Genomic DNA, 18472 nt, shown 5'->3' with positions numbered 1-18472 from the left:
TGCAGGATGTCGGTCGAGCCTACGCTTTGATGAAGGCGGTGAAATTCGACCCTTGCTCGACGCGGAAGGCCCGCAGATCCCGGACCGAGCGCGAGAACCACGTGAGCCCCTTCAGGGCCGCGATGGCAGAGAACAGCCTCGCCAGATCCTCGTCCTTGCTGGTGTAGGGGCTTCCCTGCACCCAATCGAAGCCGTGGCCCGAGAGCGTCGTGCGGATGTCGCTGTAGGCCTGCGATATGCCCTTGGGATGGTGAGCTTGCGCCTCCGCGACCACGAGGTCGAACGCGATGGCGAACATCAGCGCTCCCGGGGATCGTCCAGGATGTCCGCGAGCCGGTAATCGACCTCCTCGCAGGTCTCCAGCACGCGAATCCGCATCATTCGATCGCCGCCCGCGAGTGCGTCACCCACGCTGACGATCTCGTAGACGGGGCCGACCTGCCCGAAGCGCCGCCAAGTCCCGATGAGGGCCTGGACGTTCGGGAATGAGGCGGGCGCCATGTCGTTCATGCGGGTATCCTACAGTGATTCCCATGACCGCCTAGCGCTGAACGAACCCGATCCTCACCCTCACGCCTTCGCGTGCACCACCGGCACCGCCGGCGCCCCCTCCCACTCCGAATGGGCCGGGATCGACTCGCCCTTCATCACGATGGTGAGCGGGCGCAGGCGGGCGTAGTCGCCGACCTTGGTGTCGTACAGCACCGTCGAGAACGCACCCACCGAGACGCCCCGGCCGACCACGACCCGGCCGACCTTCATGATGCGGTCCTCGTAGAGGTGCGTCTGGAGAGCGGAGGTGCGGTTGATGGTGGCGTAGTCGCCGATGGTGACGCAGTCGAACTCCGTGATGTCGGTGGTGAGCATGCACACGCCCTGGCCCACCTTCACGCCGAGCAGCCGCAGCATCCAGGGCAGGAACGGCGTACCGACGAGGTGCTCCAGCAGCACCTTGCCGGCCAAACCCCAGTACAGCACCGCGACGGCCTCGGTGCGCATGGCCCACCAGGACCACATCGGCTGCATGCCGGGCTTGTAGACACCCATCAGCAGCCACTTCACCGCGATGACAGTGAAGGACTGGATGAAGGCGATGGCGACGGACACGGCGACGAAGCTGACCGCGAGGCCGGTCCAGTTCTCGGCCAGGATGGCCGGATAGAAGTAGAAATCGATCGCCGAGATCGCGAGACTGATGAACAGCATCGGCGAGAACGAGGTCGAGAACGCCTCGAAGATGCCGCGCCGGAGCTTCGGGCCCACGCCGGGCTCGTAGGTCTGGGTGTTCGAGCCGAGATCGACCCGCTGCCGGGAGGGCAGCTTGATCGGCGGGGAGCCGAACCAGGTGTCGCCCGGGCTCATCAGGGCGTTGGCCGGCGGCTTCGACTTGATGCCGATGAGGACGTCGTCGGGGATGACCGTGCCGGGGGGCACCACGGCGTCGTTGCCGACGAAGACGCGCGCCCCGGTGTGAACCTCGTGCATCGTCATCCAGCCGCGGCGGATCTCCTCCTCGCCGAACACCACCTCGTCGGCGACGAAATTGCGCGCGCCGATATCGGCGAGGTCGTAGCGCCCGCCGAGATTGGTGGAGATCTCGGCCCCCTGCCCCATGCGGGCGCCCATCAGGCGGTACCAGGCCCGCATGTAGACGGTGGCGAACAGGGACGAGAGGGTCTCCAGCGTGACCTCGGCGGCCAGGGCCACCGCCCACTTGCGCATGTAGAAGCCGCTGTAGATCGAGTAGGTCCCCGACGACACCCGCGGCAGAACCAGCCAGCGGATGCCCGCGATGAGCAGCACGGTGCCGGCCGTCATCAGCATGGCGGTCGGCCAGGTCAGCAGCGGCAGGTACCAGTGATAATCGATGTCGGTGATGTCGCCGAGCGAATCGCTGATCTGGTCGAAGAGGTAGAAGGCCGGAAAGATCGGCAGCAGGCCGATGGCGGGAATCGCCGCCAGCAGGAAGGTGTAGAGCGCCGCGAAGGCGAAGCGCCGCCGGGGCGAGGCCGTGGCGGGGGCGGGCAGCGCCGACGGGTCGGCCTCGCCGACCTTGCGGCCGGGGGACCCGTCCCAGATCTCGGCGGCGCCGACCCGCGTGCCGGTCGGGATGGTGGTGAGGTCCCCGATCTCGGCATGGTCGCCGATGACCGTGTCGGGGCCGATGACGCAGGAGGCCCCGATCGCCACGTCCGCCCCGATCGCCACGCGGCCGATGATCAGCGCGTCGCCCACCACCTCGGCATTGGCGATGACGAGACGGCCGCCCAGCGAGGCGCCCGCGCCGATGCTGAGCAGGTCCGGCGCACCGACCTCGATGTCGGAGATCAGGGCGTCCTTGCCGATCTCGGCGCCGAGCATGCGCAGGTAGAACGCGATGGCGGGCGAGCCCTGAAGCCACTTGATGTGGACCAGCGGGGTCAGGCGCTGCGTCAGCCACCAGCGATAGTAGTAGGTGCCCCAGAGCGGATAGCGCCCGGGCTTGGTGCGCCCGAGGATCAACCACTTGGCCGCGACCGCGATCGTGGCCGTCACGGCGTTGATGCCGATATAGACCAGCAGCATCACGGCGAGTTCGCCGAAGAACCCGAGGCTGCCGCCGGTGAGCAGCAGGTAGGTCACGAAGATGCCGAGCCATTGCGCGGTCGCCAGCGCGATGACGAAGGGCAGGGCCGCCGCCTGCGCGAGGCCGCAGAGGAAGCGACGCTTCAGGGACGGCGCCGGGAAGCTGAGATCGCGGATCGCCATCTCGGTGCCGGCGCCGCCGGTCCGCGCGATGAGCGTGTCGGCCATGGCCCGCAGGGTGCGCTGGCCGTAGACGTCCTGCAGGGTGATGGCGGCCAGCGCCGGCACCTCGCGCACCGCCCCGACGAAGCGGGCGGCGAGCAGGGAATGGCCGCCGAGATCGGCGAAGAAGTCGCCGTCGAACGGCATCGCTTGGTTGCCGAAGATGCGGTTGGCGGCGGCGAGCAGCGCCGCCTCGGTCTCGTTGCGCGGAGGCTCCTGCTCGCCGCTGGTGTCGGCCACCGTCAGGGTGGCGATGCGCAGGGTCTTGCGGTCGACCTTGCCGGATGTCAGGCGGGGCAGGACCTCCACGGTCTCGAAATGTCCCGGCACCATGTAGGGCGGCATCTGCCCGGCCAGCGTCTGCCGAAGGGCGGCCTTGTCGATCGTGGTGCCGCGGTCGGGCACCAGGAAGGCGACGAGGCGGTCGACACCGTCGTCCTGGCGCAGCACCACCGCCGCCTGGTTGATGCCGGGCAGGACCTGGATGCGGGATTCGATCTCGCCGAGTTCCACCCGGAAGCCGCGGATCTTGACCTGGTCGTCGATCCGGCCGTGGAACACGATGTTGCCGGTGGCATCGAGGGAGACCGCATCGCCGGAGCGGTACAGCAGCGGGTCGGTCCCGTCCGAGTCGTACGGGTTGGCGATGAATTTGTCCGCCGTCAGTTCGGGGCGCTTGAGATAGCCTTTCGCCACGCCCGGACCGCCGATGAGGAGTTCGCCCTGCTGGCCCGGCCTCAGAAGCTCCAGGTTCTCGCCCGCGACGTACACCGAATAGTTCGGGATCGGGCCACCGATGGTGACGGGCACGCCCGGGCGCATCTCGGCGGCGGTGGCCACCACCGTGGCCTCGGTCGGTCCGTAGGTGTTGAAGAGTTTTCGCGAGGGCGTGGCCCAGCGGGCGACCAGGGGCTCGGGCAGGGCCTCGCCCCCGAGCAGCACGAGGCGCACGGTGGGCAGGTCCTGGGAGATCATCGCCAGGAGGGTCGGCACGGTATCGAGCACGGTGACGCCGGCCCGGGCCAGAATGCCGGGCAGGGCCTCGACATCGCCCATCATGGCCGGCGAGGCGACGAACAGGGTCGCGCCCACCAGGTAGGGCACCCAGATCTCCTCCATCGAGAGATCGAAGGCGACGGAGGCGCCCTGGAACACCACGTCGTCGGCGCGCATGCCGTAGAGCGCGTTGCCCGAGCGCAGGAAGTGGCAGATGTTGGCGTGGCTGATGACGATGCCCTTGGGCACGCCGGTCGAGCCCGAAGTGTAGATCAGGTAGGCCGGATGATCCGGCGTCAGGCCGAGGGTCCGCAGATCGGGCACGGTCGCGTCGCGTGGCGTTCCGGCGGCCAGGGCCGCCACGGTCACTGCCGGGGTGCCGGCTGGCGCCTGGGCTTCCAGGGCGGGCGAGACCAGCAGCGCCTTGGCGGCGGCATCCTCCAGGCAGACCGCGACCCGGTCGGCCGGGGCCTCGGCATCGAACGGCAGCCAGGCGGCGCCCGACAGGGTGATGCCGATCTGGGCGATCAGCAGGTCGGTCCCGCGCGCCATCCAGAGGCCGACGACGTCGCCCGGGCCGATGCCGCGATGGGACAGCCCGCGTGCGATCGCGGCGGCCTGCGCCTCGACCTCGCCGTAGGTCAGGACCGGATGGGTTCCGTCGACGCCGGCCTGCGCGCCATCAATGAGGGCCGGGTGATTACCCCGTGCCCGGGCGCTCTCGCGAAAGATCTCGCCCAGCACCTCGTCGCGGATGAGGTCGGGCCGCGCCGGCCCGCGCAGCATGGCGGAGGCTCCGGATACGACGGAAGAAACCTCGTCCTCAGGCCCGCGCGTTTCCGCCCGGGGCCGGGTCGTCTCGGCGAGACTGCTCATCCGCTGCTCCGCTGTCGGCCCCCGATCGATCGAGGGCCGTCCTTTTGGCCGGGTAGGCGCCCGGATCGCGCCGAAATCACGGCGCGTCTAGCACGTTTGGGGGGCAGGCTTGAACCGGGGTTGAACGCGCAGGACGAGGCCGGTCAGGCCCAGCGCCATCCGGCCCGGTCGAGCACCAGGACGCTGCCCTGGCGGATGCCGATGCGCGGGGCGTCCCGCACCCCGAGATGCCCGCGGATCACCAGGATCGCCCGGGCCACGCCGCCATGGGCGACGATCACGGTGGGGCGCGTCAGGCCGGTGACCACCGGAGTCACGCGCTCCACCAGCATGGCGTAGCTTTCTCCGGTCTCGCCCGGCGGGCGATAACCCCAGCGGTCGCGGTCCCGGGCCGCCGCACCGGAGGGGTCGCGCCGGCGGATCTCGGCCCAGGTCGAGCCCTCCCAGGTTCCGAAGCTGATCTCCTTCAGCCGGGGGTCGAGACGATAGCCCTCCGGCGGCAAAGCGAGGGCGGCCCGCAGGGTCTCCATCGTGCGCCGGGTCCGCGCGAGCGGGCTCGCGGCATAGTCCATCGTGGCGAGGTCGGCCTCCGCCACGGCCGCGAGGCGCCGGGCCACGTCCTCGGCCTGACGCAGGCCCTCGGCGTTGAGAGCGATGTCGCGCTGCCCCTGGAGGCGCCCTTCCGCGTTCCAGTCGGTCTGTCCATGGCGGATGAAGTAGATCGGGGTCACCGTCTCAGGCCCCGCCGCAGGCTGGAACGGCCGAGCCGGGAATTCGTTTTCGCACTCACATCCTGGCCCTGCATGCCGGCGGCCGCCGTTCCCCGCCCCCAACCGAGCGAGCGAGTCTCATTATGTCGAAGCGCCACGGCAAGCACGGGCAGGGCCAACGTCCCGGGGAAACGGACGCTTCCGCGCCGCAACGTGATGTTTCGCACCGCAAGAAGGGCGGCAAGACCCGCGAGCAGGGTGGCAAGACCCGCGAGCAGGGTGGCAAGACCCGGGCGCGCCACCCCGGCCATCGGCCGCCCTCCTCCGCTCTGTGGGCTCGAGAGACGGAAGGCCTGGCCCCCCACGCCGAGCCCCCTCCGGGCCCAGCGCTCGCGCCGGCGGCGAAGGGCATCGTCACGGTACGGCCGGGTTCACGGTGTGACCTCGACGCGATCGATGCGAATACGGATGGCGGGCTCGACAAGGACGAGGCCAAGGCGGCACTCGCCGCCGAGCGCGCCCGCATCGTCGCCCTGCAGGAGCGGCTCTATGCCGAGCACAAGCGCAGCCTGCTCGTGGTGTTCCAGGCCATCGACACCGGCGGCAAGGACGGCACCATCCGGGCGGTGTTCGAGGGCGTGAACCCGCAGGGCTGCCGGGTCTGGTCGTTCAAGGTGCCGAGCGCCGAGGAGAGCGACCACGACTTCCTGTGGCGCTACCACGCCAAGGCGCCGGCACGCGGCATGATCAACGTGTTCAACCGCAGCCATTACGAGGACGTCCTCGTGGTGCGGGTGAAGGATCTCGTGCCGGAGCCGGTCTGGCGGGCGCGCTACGACCAGATCAATGATTTCGAGCGGATGCTCAGCGCGGCCGGCACCACCGTGCTCAAGTTCTTCCTCCACATCTCGAAGGACGAGCAGAAGGAGCGGCTGGAGGCCCGCATCGCGAACCCGGACAAGCACTGGAAGTTCGACCCTGCCGACCTCGTCGAGCGCAAGGCCTGGAACGCCTACCAGGCGGCCTTCGCCGATGCGCTCTCCGAATGCTCGACGCCGCAGGCGCCCTGGCACGTGGTGCCGGCCAACCGGAAGTGGTACCGCAACCTCCTCATCGCCCGCACCATCGCCGACACCCTGGAGGCGATGGACCCGCGGTTTCCGGAAGCGCAGGCCAACATCGCCGGAATGACCGTGCCGGATTAGGCGTGGACCGCCAATCGCCGGGCGCTAGTCCTTGTCGAGGCTGAGATCCGGGGCTTCCGGGTTCTTCATGCCGACGACGTGGTAGCCGGCATCGACGTGGAGGATCTCGCCGGTCATGCCCTTGCTCATGTCCGAGACGAGGTAGGTGGCGGTCTCGCCGACTTCCTCGATGGTCACGGTGCGCCGCAGGGGGGCGTTGTACTCGTTCCACTTCAGGATGTAGCGGAAGTCGCCGATGCCGGAGGCGGCCAGCGTCTTGATCGGGCCGGCCGAGATCGCGTTGACGCGGATTTTCGAAGGGCCGAGATCGGCGGCAAGGTAGCGCACGGAGGCCTCGAGGGCGGCCTTGGCAACGCCCATGACGTTGTAGTGCGGCATCCACTTCTCGGCGCCGTAATAGGTCAGGGTTAGGAGCGAGCCGCCGTTCGGCATCAGCTTCTCGGCGCGCTGGGCCACCGCCGTGAACGAGTAGCACGAGATCAGGAGCGACTTGGTGAAGTTCGCCTCCGAGGTCTCGACGTAGCGGCCCGTGAGTTCGTCCTTGTCCGAGAAGGCGATGCAATGGACGACGAAGTCGATCCCCTCAGGGAACACCTCGGCGGCCGCAGCGAAGACCGCATCGATCGAAGCCGGATCGGTGACGTCGCAATGCCCGACCACGTGGGCGTCGAGTTCACGGGCCAGGGGCTCGACGCGCTTCTTCAGGGCGTCGCCCTGGTAGGTGAAGGCGAGCTTGGCGCCGTGGGCGGCCGCACTCTTGGCGATGCCCCAGGCGATCGAGCGGTTGTTGGCGACACCGAGCACCAGGCCGCGCTTGCCGGCGAGAAGTCCGCCGACGTGATCGTGAACCGGGTGCGTGTCCGCCATGTGTCACCTGAGCGAGAGCCGTGGCGCGCGCCGACGGTCCCGTCGGGCGACGGATCGGCGTATTCGCGCCGGGCATCCTTAGCGGAGCCGCGCCTGGGACGGAAGTCCGGGACCTGACAGCGCCGGGAGGCCGTCGCGGATGGGTTGGGACACCCGATCCGCGGGGGGGCATGCTCAGCTGATCTTGGTTCCGCCGGGCTTAACTCACCCGGCCTTGGCAGCGCGGCGCGCGCGGGCGAACTCGACGAGCGCCGCATCCTCCTGGCTCGGCAGCATCACGGCCGTGACGGCGAGGAGATCGCCCCGGGTTCCGTCCTTCTTCGGCAGGCCCTTGCCCCGGAGGCGGAACGTGCGCCCCGACCCGGTCATGGGCGGGATCTTCATCTCCACGGCACCGGTGAGGGTCGGCACGCGGATCGGGCCGCCCAGGATCGCGTCCTCCAGGGGTACCTCCACCGAGGCGCGCAGGTCGGCGCCCTCCACGGTGAAGCGGGTATGCGGCAGGATGCGGATGGTGAGCAGCGCATCGCCCGGCGCTCCCCGCAGGCCGCCCGGATTGCCGAGGCCACGCAGACGGATAGTCTGACCATCGACCACGCCCCGGGGCACCACCACGTCGACATCGCGCCCACCCGGCAGCGACAGGCGCAGCTTTTCCTCGCTGGCAACCTGTTCCAGCGTGACGCTGAGCTCGGCCGCGACGTCCTCGCCCTTGACCGGACCGCGCTGCGGGCCACCGCTCGGGCCGGCGCCGGAAGCCCGGAAGGCATCGCCGAACAGGTGCGAGAAGATGTCCTCGCCGATGCCGCCGCCGCCGGCTGGGCCGCGTCCGCGGGCGGCACTCTCGAAATCGAAGCCGCCACCGCCACCGCCGCGTCCGCCGAACCCGCCGAAGCCCTCGAAGCCGGTGGCGCGCGGCTTGCCGTCCGCGTCGATCTCGCCGCGATCGAACTGCGCGCGCTTGCCCGCATCGCCCAGGATCTCGTAGGCGCTGTTGGCTTCCGCGAAGCGGTCCTTCGCCTTGGCGTCGTCCTGGTTGCGGTCCGGATGGTAGGCCTTGGCGAGCTTGCGGTAGGCCTTCTTGATATCGGCTTCGCTGGCGCCCTTGGGGACACCCAGCACGTCATAGGGATTTCGCATCGGTCTTCAGAATTCTCGGTGCCGCCTGAGGCCGGGCGATGGCCCGGCGCCTTCGGATTCGTCGGTCATGTGGACGGCCTGTTGCTTCTCTGCAACGGTCTCGCGCGAGAATTCGCCTCGAATCGCGCGCCGTCAACGCCTGGAGCTGTACTCTGATCCCGATCGGGCCGGGAGTCCGGCTCCCGCACGGCGGGTTTCGATCAGGCTGCCGATTTCGCAGCCCGAATCCGGGTCAGGGTCCAGTCTCCACCCGACGGCTTGCACCCCGTGCCGCGCACGAAGCGACTGCCCGCCGGTGTGATGACGGAGGCCAGGAAGTCGCGGCAGACGAGATCGTTGGCCACGTAGGGCAGGCCGGTCGGGTTGACCGAGCCACGCAGGGTCGTCTCCGGGTTGTCCCACTTCACCGGGCGGCCATTGCCCTGCGGATCGAGCGCCACGGAAAGCGCCGCATGCGCCCTTCGCCAATCCTCCGCACCGAGATCGTTGCCGAAACCGAGCGGACGCTTGTCGATACTGCCGGTGCTGATCGGCTCGTCGGGCAGGACGGTACTGGCGCGGGCGACCTTCGGGGCCTTCGGTCCGGCCTCCGCCGTCTCCTCACCCTGGAAGGTGATGATCGGCAGGCCGCAGCCGCCCAGACCGAGCAAGGCCGTCAAAGCAAGGGCCGAGGCCCAGCGTTCCAGTCTGACGAGTCGCTCCCCGGCGAGGATACGCCCGTCCCGGTCGTGCTCCCGAGCCATATCGGCTTGAGCCATATCGTCTCTTGCCGCACGGTCCCGTACGGCCTGGGCTTTACAGTCGCGCCGACGCATTACACCTGATCTCAACGACGTGTTGGGCCGATAACGCTCGTGTCCCACGTCGGTGCCCCCGACCCGGATCTCACCACAGGATTACGCCTTGGAACGGTTAAGGATCGATGATCCCGCATCCCCCAACTCGGGCCCGGACCCCCTGGGTCCCAATGGCGACTTCACGCGTGCCGCCGACCCGTGGGCTCTGTTCGCCGCGTGGATGGCCGAGGCCGAGGCGTCGGAGCCCAATGATCCCAACGCCATGGCGCTGGCGACGACCGGATCGGACGGGCTGCCGGACGTCCGCGTCGTGCTGCTGAAGGGCGTCGATGCGCACGGTTTCGTGTTCTACACGAACGTCGATTCCGCCAAGGGCGACGAACTGCGCCAGAACCCGCAGGCCGCCCTGGTGCTGCATTGGAAGAGCCTCGGCCGACAGGTCCGTGCCCGTGGGCCGGTGACCCCCGTCACCCCCGAGGAGGCGGATGCATACTTCGCCAGCCGGGCGCGCAACAGTCGCCTCGGAGCCCATGCGAGCCGACAGTCGCGCCCCCTCGCCGATCGCGCCACCCTGGAACGCGAGGTGGCGGCCCTGGCGGAGCGCTATGGCGAGGGACCGGTCCCGCGTCCCGAGAACTGGACGGGCTTTCGCATCGCGCCGGTCTCGATCGAGTTCTGGAAGAACGGGGCGTTCCGCCTGCACGACCGGGTCCGCTTCACCCGCGACGGCGAGGGCTGGCGCGGGGCGCGGCTCTATCCTTAAAGCCGCGGATCACCGTAGAGCCGCGGATCATCGTCTTGCTGCGTCGCGGCAGGACCCTGGATTTTAGACCCCGCGCCGCTTAGACCTGAACGCGGCGTGGAGGTCGTCCGGCGTTTTCGCCTGCCGGACGTCTCCCGATCCTGAAGGAACGGTCTTGGCTTCATCCAACGAACGCCGGCGCGTCATGCTGCTCACGGGAGCGAGCCGTGGCATTGGGCATGCCACCGTGAAGCGCTTCTCGGCTGCCGGATGGCGGGTGATCACCTGCTCCCGGCACCCCTTCCCGGAGAACTGCCCCTGGGAGATGGGACCGGAGGATCACCTGCAGGTCGATCTCTCCGACCCGCAGGATACGGTGCGGGGCATCGAGGAGGTGGCCGGACGCCTCGCCGCCGAGGGGGGGCTTCTGCACGCGCTCGTCAACAATGCCGGGATTTCGCCGAAAGGGCCGCAGGGCGAGCGCCTCGGTGCCATCGCCACCGAATTCGGGGATTGGCAGCGGGTATTCCAGGTCAACGTGTTCGCGCCCCTGCTCCTGGCCCGAGGCCTCTGCGAGGAACTGACCCGCGCCAAGGGCTCCATCGTCAACGTCACCTCCATCGCCGGCTCGCGCGTCCATCCCTTCGCGGGCGCCGCCTACGGCACGTCCAAGGCGGCGCTGGCCGGCCTGACCCGTGAGATGGCCAGCGATTTCGGTCCCCTCGGCGTGCGCGTCAACGCGATTTCGCCCGGCGAGATCGACACCGCGATCCTGTCGCCCGGCACCGACAAGATCGTGGCCGGCATCCCGCAGCGCCGCCTCGGCACTCCCGACGAGGTCGCCAAGGCGATCTACTTCCTGTGCACCGAAGCGTCGTCCTACGTGAACGGCGCCGAACTGCACATCAACGGCGGCCAGCATGTCTGAACGGGTCGCGCGCTCGGCGCTTCTCGTCGCGTTCCTGGTCCTCACCGCCCCAGCCCTCGCGGAACCCTCCGTGACGATTCTCGACCTGCCGTTCCGGGCCAAGGCCCTGCGCGGTCCGGGCAGCGAGGTCGCCATCGCGGTGGCGACCTCGGGCCTCCTGCCGCTGGCCCGGAGTCGCAACCCCAATCCGACCGGCATCGAGCAGGAGGCTCCCATCGTGGTGGTCTGGGGCGATGGCGGAGGCGCCGCGCTCAGCCTGGTCGACGGACGGGTGGCCACCACCCTGCTGGGCGCCGAAGCGATCGAGGGCCTGGCCGCCGCGGAAACTCCACGCGGCGCCCTGCCCAGCTCGCGGCGCGCGGTCTCGGGTCCCCTGAGCGCTTACCTGGCGAACCCGGTTCCGGGGCTCGCGGGCGGCCCCGAACAGGCAGCGAGCCTGGTCATCCGGGAGCGTCAACCCGTGGCGATGGGCGGGGACCCGAAGCCGGTGCCGATCGTCGCCACGACGCTGGCCGCCGCCCCCGATACGGCGTTCGCCCTGCGCCGCCCCCGCATCGCCCAGTTCGCGGAGAAGCCCGTCATCGTCGCCGTCACTGTCACGACCACCGGAGCATCCGAGTTGGCGCTGTTCGGCCGGGCACCAGCCGATGCGAAGCCCGATTCGAAACCAGGCGTCCCCTGGTCGCTCCTGGCCCGCAGTCCGGCTCAAGAGACGGGACCCGGCGGTCAGCCGCTGAAGCCGGCGGGAATTGCGGATTTCGCCGGCGCCGGGCAACCGCAGATCGCGGCCGTCGCGAACCCGGAGGGCGCCGGGCTGCTCCAGCTCTGGGCCCTGGAATCCGGTGCCTTACGCCGCGTCCACGAGGCTCCGGGTTACACCAACGTCTCTCCGGGCGAGGGAGAGGTCGACCTTGCCGCCCTGGTGGAGCCGGAGCGAGCCGGGCCGCCCGAACTCGCCCTGCCGGTGGCCGACCGAAGCGCCCTCGCAATCCTGGTCCTGAAGGACGGCATCCGCGAGCGCCTGCGCATCCCGCTGCCGGGGCTTGCGGCCTTCGGACTTGCCAGCCTCGGCCGGGGACCCGCCGCCCGCATGCTGGTGGGCCTCGCCGATGGCCGGATCGCCGTGGTGACGCCGTGACCAGGGCAAATCCGGACGATCCCCAGGCGCGGCTGTTTCCGACGCGCCCCTTCGTCGGCACCTCGATTGCCGTCCTGCGCGACGAGCGCGTGCTGCTTGCGGCCCGCGCCAACGAGCCGATGCGCGGCGTGTGGACCCTTCCGGGCGGTCTCGTGGAAGCTGGCGAAGCTCTGGCCGAGGCGGCTCTGCGCGAACTGCAGGAGGAAGTCGGCCTTAACGCTGCAGTGATCGGCGTGCTCAGTCCCACCGAGATCATCCTGCGGGACGGCACGGATCGCGTCCGCCACCACTACGTCGTCCATCCCCATGCGGCCTTGTGGATCGGGGGCGAGCCGGTGGCTGGACCCGAGGCGCTCGGAGTCCGGTGGGCCACGCTCGCCGAACTCGAGACACTGGCGACCACGCCCGGCCTCGCCGACACTGTCCGCGAGGCCTTCGCCCGGGCCGCCTCGCGGGCGGAGCCTGAGGCATGAAGGCTCGCGGCATCAGGGCTTGTGGAGCCAGGCTGGCGACGCTCGCCGGACCCGCCGTGCTGATGGCCGTGCTGATGGCCGTTCCGGACGCGGGGCTGGCTCAGCAATCCCGTGGCGGCTCGGCCCGGTCCGCTCCGAAACCGATCGAGAAGGAGAAGGAGCCGCCACCGCCCGCCGAGCCGCCGCCGGCTCCCTACGACCGCGACCTGCTGCGCCTCTCCGAGGTCATCGGCTCTCTGGCCTTCCTGCGCGACCTCTGCGGTGCTGCGGATGCCCCGGAATGGCCGGCGCGCATGAAGGCCCTGATCGAGGCCGAAGGGGTGACCCCGGGCCGACGCGACCGCCTCGCCGGAGCCTACAACCGCGGATATCGCGGCTACAGCCTGACCTACCGGGTCTGCACGCCCGCGGCCACGGAGGCCGCCGCCCGGTACGTCACCGAGGGCGAGCGCTTGTCGTACGCCTTGGCGAGCCGGTTCGGCGGATAGGTGATGCGGCGCGGTCACAGATCGTGCGCCTCGCCCAGAAACGAAGAATTTGAGTGCCCGCGTTAACCGCTTCGCAATTCCTGGCTTTGCGAACCCCGCGGCTCGCCCTATCCTCATGGTCACTGGCCGGTTGGTTCGCCGGCCCAACGATGATGTGGCCCATGCACATGGATACGGTCTCCGCGCCCTTCGAGGCGGATCTCGACGACAAGCGCGCCGCGCTCGGCTACGTCTCGGAGGCGTTCGCCGAAGGCTGTCTCGATGGCCTCGATGGGGACTGCATGGCTCAGGCCGCTCTGTTCGCGGCGTTTCAGGAGCTCGTCACGACCTATGGCGAGGAGGCCACCGCCCGCTACGCCGAGGGGTTTCCGGACCGCATCCGCGGGGGCGCCTTCACCACGAGTCCTCAGCACTGAGATCCCAGGCGTGAGGTCGGAGGCGTAACCACCTCCCGCGCCGACATCGCCAAGCTCGGCAGATCCAGGGCAGGCGCATCCGCGCTTGCCCTTCTCGTTGGTTCCGAGTTCGTTGATGCCGACGCGCTCGCGCTCAGGCCGGCGCCAGCGCTTCCTCGAACACCACCGCCTCACCGCGCGACGGTGCGGTGAGCGCGCCGTCCCACATCACGCTGTTGCCGCGCACCAGGGTGCCCACCGGCCAGCCCGTGACCGTGACGCCGTCATACGGGGTCCAGCCGCATTTCGAGGCGATCCAGTCGTTGCGGATCGTCTCGCGGCGCTTCAGATCGACCACCGTCACGTCGGCATCGTAGCCGACTGCCAGGCGTCCCTTCCGGGCGATGCCGAACAGGCGCTTCGGGCCGGCACTGGTGAGGTCGACGAACCGGCTCAGCGACAGCCGCCCCGCCGCTACGTGGTCGAGCATGATCGGTACCAGGGTCTGCACACCCGTCATGCCCGAGGGGGAATCCGGATAGGGCTTGGCCTTCTCCTCCAGCAGGTGCGGCGCGTGGTCGGAGCCGAGGATGTCGGCGACGCCTTGCGACAGGCCGTGCCAGATTCCGTCGCGATGGTCGGCGCCCCGCACCGGCGGATTCATCTGCACCAGGGTGCCGAGGCGTGCATAGGCCTCGTCGCCATCGAGAGTGAGGTGGTGGGGCGTGACCTCGCAGGTCGCGACGTCCTTGGCCTCGGCCAGATACGCCATCTCCTCCTTCGTCGAGATGTGCAGGATGTGGATTCGGGCACCGGTGGCCCGGGCGATGCGCACGAGACGCTGGGTCGCCTTCAGGGCCGCTTCGGGCGAGCGCCAGACCGGATGCGAGGACGGATCGCCCGGGACGCGCCGGTCCTTCTGCGCACGAAGCATCGGTTCGTCCTCGGCGTGGAAGGCGGCGCGCCGGCGGGTCCGCTTCAGGATCTCGGTGACGCCGGCATCGTCCTCGACCAGGAGCGAGCCGGTGGAGGAGCCGACGAACACCTTGATGCCGGCTGCCCCCGGCAGCCGCTCCAGTTCCGGCACCAGGTGGGCGTTCTCATGCGTGCCGCCGACCCAGAAGGCGAAGTCGCAATGCATCCGGTGATGGGCGCGGGCGACCTTGTCGGCCAGCGCCTCGGCGGTGGTGGTGAGCGGGTTGGTGTTCGGCATCTCGAACACCGTCGTGACGCCGCCCATGACGGCGGCCCGCGAGCCCGATTCGAGGTCTTCCTTATGGTCGAGCCCCGGCTCGCGGAAATGCACCTGGCTGTCGATGACACCGGGTAGCAGGTGCAGGCCGGTGCAATCGCGCCGCTCCGTGGCCGTCGCGCCCGAAAGGTCGCCGATCGACGCGATACGGCCGGCGCGGATGCCGAGGTCGGCACGGTGGGCGCCGTCCTGATTCACCACGGTGCCGCCGGTGAGGAGGAGGTCGAAGGGCCGGTCCATGCCGAAGCTCCCGGGATGCGCATTGAGACGGGGTCGCGGGCGGCTTATGTCAGGCCCGGACGGCGCGCAATGCCGCTGCCGCTTGTTGAAGGAGCCGCCATGCCGATCGCCCTGCTGCCGGACCGCGCCATCGTCACCGTCTCGGGCGAGGATGCGACGAGCTTCCTGCAGGGCGTGGTGACCTGCAACGTCGAGACCCTGGAGGCTGGCGAGGCCCGCCTGGGCGCCCTGCTGACGCCCCAGGGCAAGATCCTGTTCGACTTCCTGATCGCCCGCGGTGCCGGGGATGGGTTCCTGCTCGACGTCGCCACCGAGCGGGCACCGGATCTCGCCAAGCGCCTTGGGCTCTACCGATTGCGGGCCAAGGTGGCGATCACCCTTGACCCGACGTTGGGTGTGGCCGCGGCCTGGGAGGGTGCGGAAACCAGCGCCACCGTGCTGCGTCGCCACGACGGGCGCCTTGCCGCCCTCGGCGAGCGCCTGTTCTTTGCAGCCGGGGCCTTCTCGGCCGATGCCACGGAGGCTGACTATCATGCGCATCGCATCGCCCGCGGCATCCCCGAGGGTGGGCGCGACTTTCCCTGGTCCGACGCCTTTCCGCACGAGGCGCTGATGGATCAGCTCGGCGGCGTCGACTTCCGCAAGGGCTGCTATGTCGGGCAGGAGGTGGTCTCACGCATGCAGCATCGCGGCACCGCCCGCACCCGGATCGTGCCCCTTGTGGCGGTCTCAGACCATGGGCTGGAGACGGGGGCTGAGATCAGTGCCGGACAGCGGACGCTCGGCACGGTGGGCAGCGTCGCCGGACGGCGTGGCCTCGGCCTTCTGCGCCTCGACCGCCTCGCCGATGCCCTTGCGGCCGGCGAGCCTCTGCGCGCCGGTCATGCCCTGATCGGCGTGGAAAAGCCGGCCTTCGCCACCTTCGGTTTTCCCGAGGTCGCCCAAGCCGGCTGAGGTGTGGCCTGCCCCCTGGGCTGATGGGCCGACATCGACGCGCAGCCGTCACCCGGCTAAACCCTCGGCGATGCGCACCGATGTTTCCGGCCTGATTGATCATCCCGACGGCTGCGCCCGCTGCTGGTGGGCCGGGCTCGATCCCGTCTATGTGGCCTATCACGACACCGAGTGGGGTGTACCCGAGCGCGACGGCCGGGCCCTGTACGAGAAGCTCATCCTCGACGGCTTCCAGGCCGGTCTGTCCTGGATCACCATTCTGCGCCGCCGCGAGGGGTTCCGCCGCGCTTTCGCGGGCTTCGATCCGGAGGTCATCGCGCGCTTCACCGACGCCGATGTCGAGCGCCTGATGCAGGATACCGGCATCATCCGGAACCGGGCCAAGATCGTCGGCACCATCGCGGGCGCGCGTGCCTACCTCGCCATCGAGGCCCGGGGACCCGGCTTCGCCTCCTTCCTGTGGGATTTCGTCGATGGCGTGCCGATCCAGGGCTGCGCCGCGAGCCGGAGCGCCATCGCCACCGAGACGCAGGTCTCGCGGGCGATGGCGAAGTCCCTGAAGGCGGAGGGCTTCGCGTTCTGTGGCCCCACCATCGTTCACGCCTTCATGCAGGCGGTGGGCCTCGTCAACGATCACCTCGTCGGCTGCCATCGCCACGGACCCTGCGCGACCCTCGGAGGCCGGGCATGAGCGCCGATCGCGGGCGCGCCTGGCAGCGGATGTTATCCGGGCGCCGTCTCGACCTGCTCGATCCGTCTCCGCGCGACATCGAGATCGCCGATATCGCCCACGGGCTCGCCCGCGTCGCCCGTTGGAACGGGCAGACCGCGGGGCCGCACGTCTTCTCGGTGGCCCAGCACGCCCTGCTGGTGGAAGCCATCGGCCGCGCCCTCGCACCGGACCTGGGCGCCGGCGCATGCCTCGAACTCCTGCTGCACGACGCACCCGAATACGTGGTCGGCGACATCATCTCGCCGTTCAAAGCGGCCATCGGCGATTCCTACAAGGCCGTCGAGCGTCGGCTCCTGGCCGCGATCCGGCAGCGCTTCGGCCTGCCTGAGCCTGGCCGAGACCTGGTCATGCTGGTCAAGCGAGCGGACGGCAGCGCGGCCTATCACGAGGCCATCCGGCTCGCCGGCTTTTCTCGCGACGAGGCCGATGCCATCTTCGACGCTTGCGCGCCCCTCTCCCCGGAGGCTGATGCGCTGCTCGATCCGTGGTCGAGCGACGTGGCGCAGGCGCGCTTCCTCGCCCGCTTTGACGTCCTGGTCGGGCCGGAGGTCGCCTGATGCCGTACCTTCGGGTCTGCCCCCTGTCACGGTTGCCGGAGACGCTCGGGGGGTCTGGCGCCCGGCATCTGATGACTCTGATGAAGGTCGGAACCGCAATTTCCCGGCCCGCCGGCATCGCGGAGGGACGCCACTGCGTCGTCGAGGTCAGCGACATCGTCGCGCCGATGGACGGACACGTGACGCCCGGTGACGGGCATGTGGCCGCGATCCTCGCTTTCGCCGAAGCTTGGGATCGGAAGGAGCCCCTGCTGATCCACTGCTATGCGGGGATCAGCCGCTCGACAGCGGCGGCCTACATCGCGGCCTGTGCGCTGGCGCCCGAGCGCGACGAGGCTGAGATCGCCCGCGCCCTGCGGATCGCCTCGCCCTCGGCGACGCCGAATGCGCTTTTCGTGTCGATCGCCGATCGTCTGCTCGGCCGTGACGGGCGCATGGTCGCGGCCATCGCGGAGATCGGGCGCGGAGCCGATGCGTTCGAGGGCGAGCCGTTCAGCCTGAACCTGATGTCGAATGTCCGGATATGATTCTAAGCCATTGAGAGGGGTACAAAAATATTTTCTCATTGGTGTCGCATGGCGGGATCTTTGCGGGCTTGTGCGGGAGTGTGGCGCAAAGGCCGCCCGGACCATGAAACGAAGCCGGATTCCTGGGATCGGGTTGCCGGCTTCGGGGCGACCGGCTTAGACCGACAGAATCAAGGGGTAGTTTAGGATGAGTGTCACGCGACCCGCCGTTGCGTCGACGGCCAGTGCCGGTGAGCCGGCCCTCGACCTGCCGTTCGAGAAAGCCTTGGAGCAACTCGAGGATATCGTGCGTCGCTTGGAAAAGGGTGATGTGCCGCTCGACGAATCCGTGGCGATCTACGAACGCGGCGAGGCGCTGAAGCGCCACTGCGAGGGCCTTCTGCAGAAGGCCGAGGCCCGCATTCAGAAGATCACCCTCGGTGCCGACGGTCAGGCGGCCGGCGTCGCACCGCTTGATGTCGACTAGCCTGGCGCAAGTCGATCTTCTTCATTGGCGCCAAGCAATTGCGCGCATGTTTTCCCTCCGGACGTGAGGTTGGTTCGGTGTCACGGCAAGAAACCACGGGCGAAACCTCGCCAGCGTCCTCCGCGTCGGGGCTGTCGGAGGGTCCGTCGATCCTGGACGGTCTGTCCGAGCCCGCGGCTCTGCGGCTGTTGCCGGAGAGCC

General features: G+C 69.4%; 20 protein-coding genes. 12 read left to right on the top strand and 8 right to left on the bottom strand.

Annotation, left to right across the window (positions count from 1 at the left end):
- Positions 1–19: 19 nt before the first annotated feature.
- The 4 genes from J7U37_RS18450 to J7U37_RS18435 all read right to left on the bottom strand — a co-directional run bounded on the left by J7U37_RS18450 (position 20) and on the right by J7U37_RS18435 (position 5390).
- Positions 20–298: a virulence factor gene (locus tag J7U37_RS18450; protein ID WP_247636625.1), complete on the bottom strand. Its 279-nt coding sequence runs from the start codon at positions 296–298 to the stop codon at positions 20–22.
- On the bottom strand, positions 298–510 hold the full coding sequence (locus J7U37_RS18445; protein WP_056186918.1) for a DUF5397 family protein: 213 nt from the start codon (positions 508–510) through the stop codon (positions 298–300). The genes J7U37_RS18450 and J7U37_RS18445 overlap by 1 nt, the downstream gene beginning before the upstream one ends.
- A 60-nt stretch (positions 511–570) precedes the next feature.
- Complete coding sequence (locus tag J7U37_RS18440) at positions 571–4659, bottom strand: Pls/PosA family non-ribosomal peptide synthetase (RefSeq protein WP_348773005.1); 4089 nt, start codon at positions 4657–4659, stop codon at positions 571–573.
- 143 nt (positions 4660–4802) lie between these two features.
- Positions 4803–5390 (bottom strand): histidine phosphatase family protein, encoded by a 588-nt coding sequence (locus J7U37_RS18435; protein ID WP_247636624.1) that lies wholly within the window; start codon positions 5388–5390, stop codon positions 4803–4805.
- 122 nt (positions 5391–5512) lie between these two features.
- On the opposite strand from J7U37_RS18435, the gene J7U37_RS18430 reads away from it, so the two are divergent.
- On the top strand, positions 5513–6574 hold the full coding sequence (locus J7U37_RS18430; protein WP_247636623.1) for a polyphosphate kinase 2 family protein: 1062 nt from the start codon (positions 5513–5515) through the stop codon (positions 6572–6574).
- Between the two features lie 24 nt (positions 6575–6598).
- Here J7U37_RS18430 and fabI read toward each other — a convergent pair whose 3' ends face one another.
- The 3 genes from fabI to J7U37_RS18415 form a co-directional block, all read right to left on the bottom strand.
- The gene (fabI, locus tag J7U37_RS18425; protein WP_056186907.1) at positions 6599–7441 is read right to left on the bottom strand and encodes an enoyl-ACP reductase FabI; all 843 of its coding nucleotides are present in this window, start codon (positions 7439–7441) and stop codon (positions 6599–6601) included.
- A gap of 204 nt (positions 7442–7645) precedes the next feature.
- Positions 7646–8581, bottom strand: coding sequence for a DnaJ C-terminal domain-containing protein (locus J7U37_RS18420; protein WP_247636622.1), 936 nt, complete (start codon positions 8579–8581; stop codon positions 7646–7648).
- A 200-nt stretch (positions 8582–8781) separates the two neighbouring features.
- Positions 8782–9339, bottom strand: coding sequence for an RT0821/Lpp0805 family surface protein (locus J7U37_RS18415; protein ID WP_247636621.1), 558 nt, complete (start codon positions 9337–9339; stop codon positions 8782–8784).
- A gap of 199 nt (positions 9340–9538) precedes the next feature.
- On the opposite strand from J7U37_RS18415, the gene pdxH reads away from it, so the two are divergent.
- From pdxH to J7U37_RS18385, 6 genes are all read left to right on the top strand, one after another.
- Complete coding sequence (gene pdxH / locus J7U37_RS18410; protein ID WP_280138740.1) at positions 9539–10141, top strand: pyridoxamine 5'-phosphate oxidase; 603 nt, start codon at positions 9539–9541, stop codon at positions 10139–10141.
- 184 nt (positions 10142–10325) lie between these two features.
- Entirely contained in the window at positions 10326–11048 is a 723-nt protein-coding gene (locus J7U37_RS18405) for an SDR family oxidoreductase (RefSeq protein WP_056186898.1), read from the top strand.
- On the top strand, positions 11041–12186 hold the full coding sequence (locus J7U37_RS18400; protein ID WP_247636620.1) for a hypothetical protein: 1146 nt from the start codon (positions 11041–11043) through the stop codon (positions 12184–12186). The genes J7U37_RS18405 and J7U37_RS18400 overlap by 8 nt, the downstream gene beginning before the upstream one ends.
- On the top strand, positions 12183–12659 hold the full coding sequence (locus J7U37_RS18395; RefSeq protein WP_247636619.1) for an NUDIX hydrolase: 477 nt from the start codon (positions 12183–12185) through the stop codon (positions 12657–12659). Before J7U37_RS18400 ends, J7U37_RS18395 begins: the two co-directional genes overlap by 4 nt.
- A gap of 62 nt (positions 12660–12721) precedes the next feature.
- On the top strand, positions 12722–13147 hold the full coding sequence (locus J7U37_RS18390) for a TIGR02301 family protein (protein WP_247636646.1): 426 nt from the start codon (positions 12722–12724) through the stop codon (positions 13145–13147).
- A gap of 161 nt (positions 13148–13308) precedes the next feature.
- A complete protein-coding gene (locus tag J7U37_RS18385) occupies positions 13309–13563 on the top strand; it encodes a hypothetical protein (protein WP_056186885.1) in 255 nt (84 codons plus the stop codon).
- A gap of 133 nt (positions 13564–13696) precedes the next feature.
- Here J7U37_RS18385 and J7U37_RS18380 read toward each other — a convergent pair whose 3' ends face one another.
- Complete coding sequence (locus tag J7U37_RS18380; RefSeq protein ID WP_247636618.1) at positions 13697–15034, bottom strand: dihydroorotase; 1338 nt, start codon at positions 15032–15034, stop codon at positions 13697–13699.
- 99 nt (positions 15035–15133) lie between these two features.
- On the opposite strand from J7U37_RS18380, the gene J7U37_RS18375 reads away from it, so the two are divergent.
- From J7U37_RS18375 to J7U37_RS18355, 5 genes are all read left to right on the top strand, one after another.
- Positions 15134–15988, top strand: coding sequence for a folate-binding protein (locus tag J7U37_RS18375; RefSeq protein WP_247636617.1), 855 nt, complete (start codon positions 15134–15136; stop codon positions 15986–15988).
- 70 nt (positions 15989–16058) lie between these two features.
- On the top strand, positions 16059–16679 hold the full coding sequence (locus J7U37_RS18370) for a DNA-3-methyladenine glycosylase I (protein ID WP_247636616.1): 621 nt from the start codon (positions 16059–16061) through the stop codon (positions 16677–16679).
- The gene (locus tag J7U37_RS18365; protein ID WP_056186873.1) at positions 16676–17278 is read left to right on the top strand and encodes an HD family hydrolase; all 603 of its coding nucleotides are present in this window, start codon (positions 16676–16678) and stop codon (positions 17276–17278) included. The genes J7U37_RS18370 and J7U37_RS18365 overlap by 4 nt, the downstream gene beginning before the upstream one ends.
- Complete coding sequence (locus J7U37_RS18360; RefSeq protein WP_247636615.1) at positions 17278–17805, top strand: protein tyrosine phosphatase; 528 nt, start codon at positions 17278–17280, stop codon at positions 17803–17805. The genes J7U37_RS18365 and J7U37_RS18360 overlap by 1 nt, the downstream gene beginning before the upstream one ends.
- Before the next feature lie 187 nt (positions 17806–17992).
- The gene (locus J7U37_RS18355; RefSeq protein WP_056186867.1) at positions 17993–18271 is read left to right on the top strand and encodes an exodeoxyribonuclease VII small subunit; all 279 of its coding nucleotides are present in this window, start codon (positions 17993–17995) and stop codon (positions 18269–18271) included.
- The last annotated feature ends 201 nt before the right edge of the window (positions 18272–18472 follow it).

It is taken from the genome of Methylobacterium sp. 37f (genome assembly GCF_023093475.1).
Taxonomy (GTDB): domain Bacteria; phylum Pseudomonadota; class Alphaproteobacteria; order Rhizobiales; family Beijerinckiaceae; genus Methylobacterium.
The sequence above is the reverse complement of the archived record's forward strand: the minus strand, read 5'-3'. Positions and strand labels throughout refer to the sequence as shown.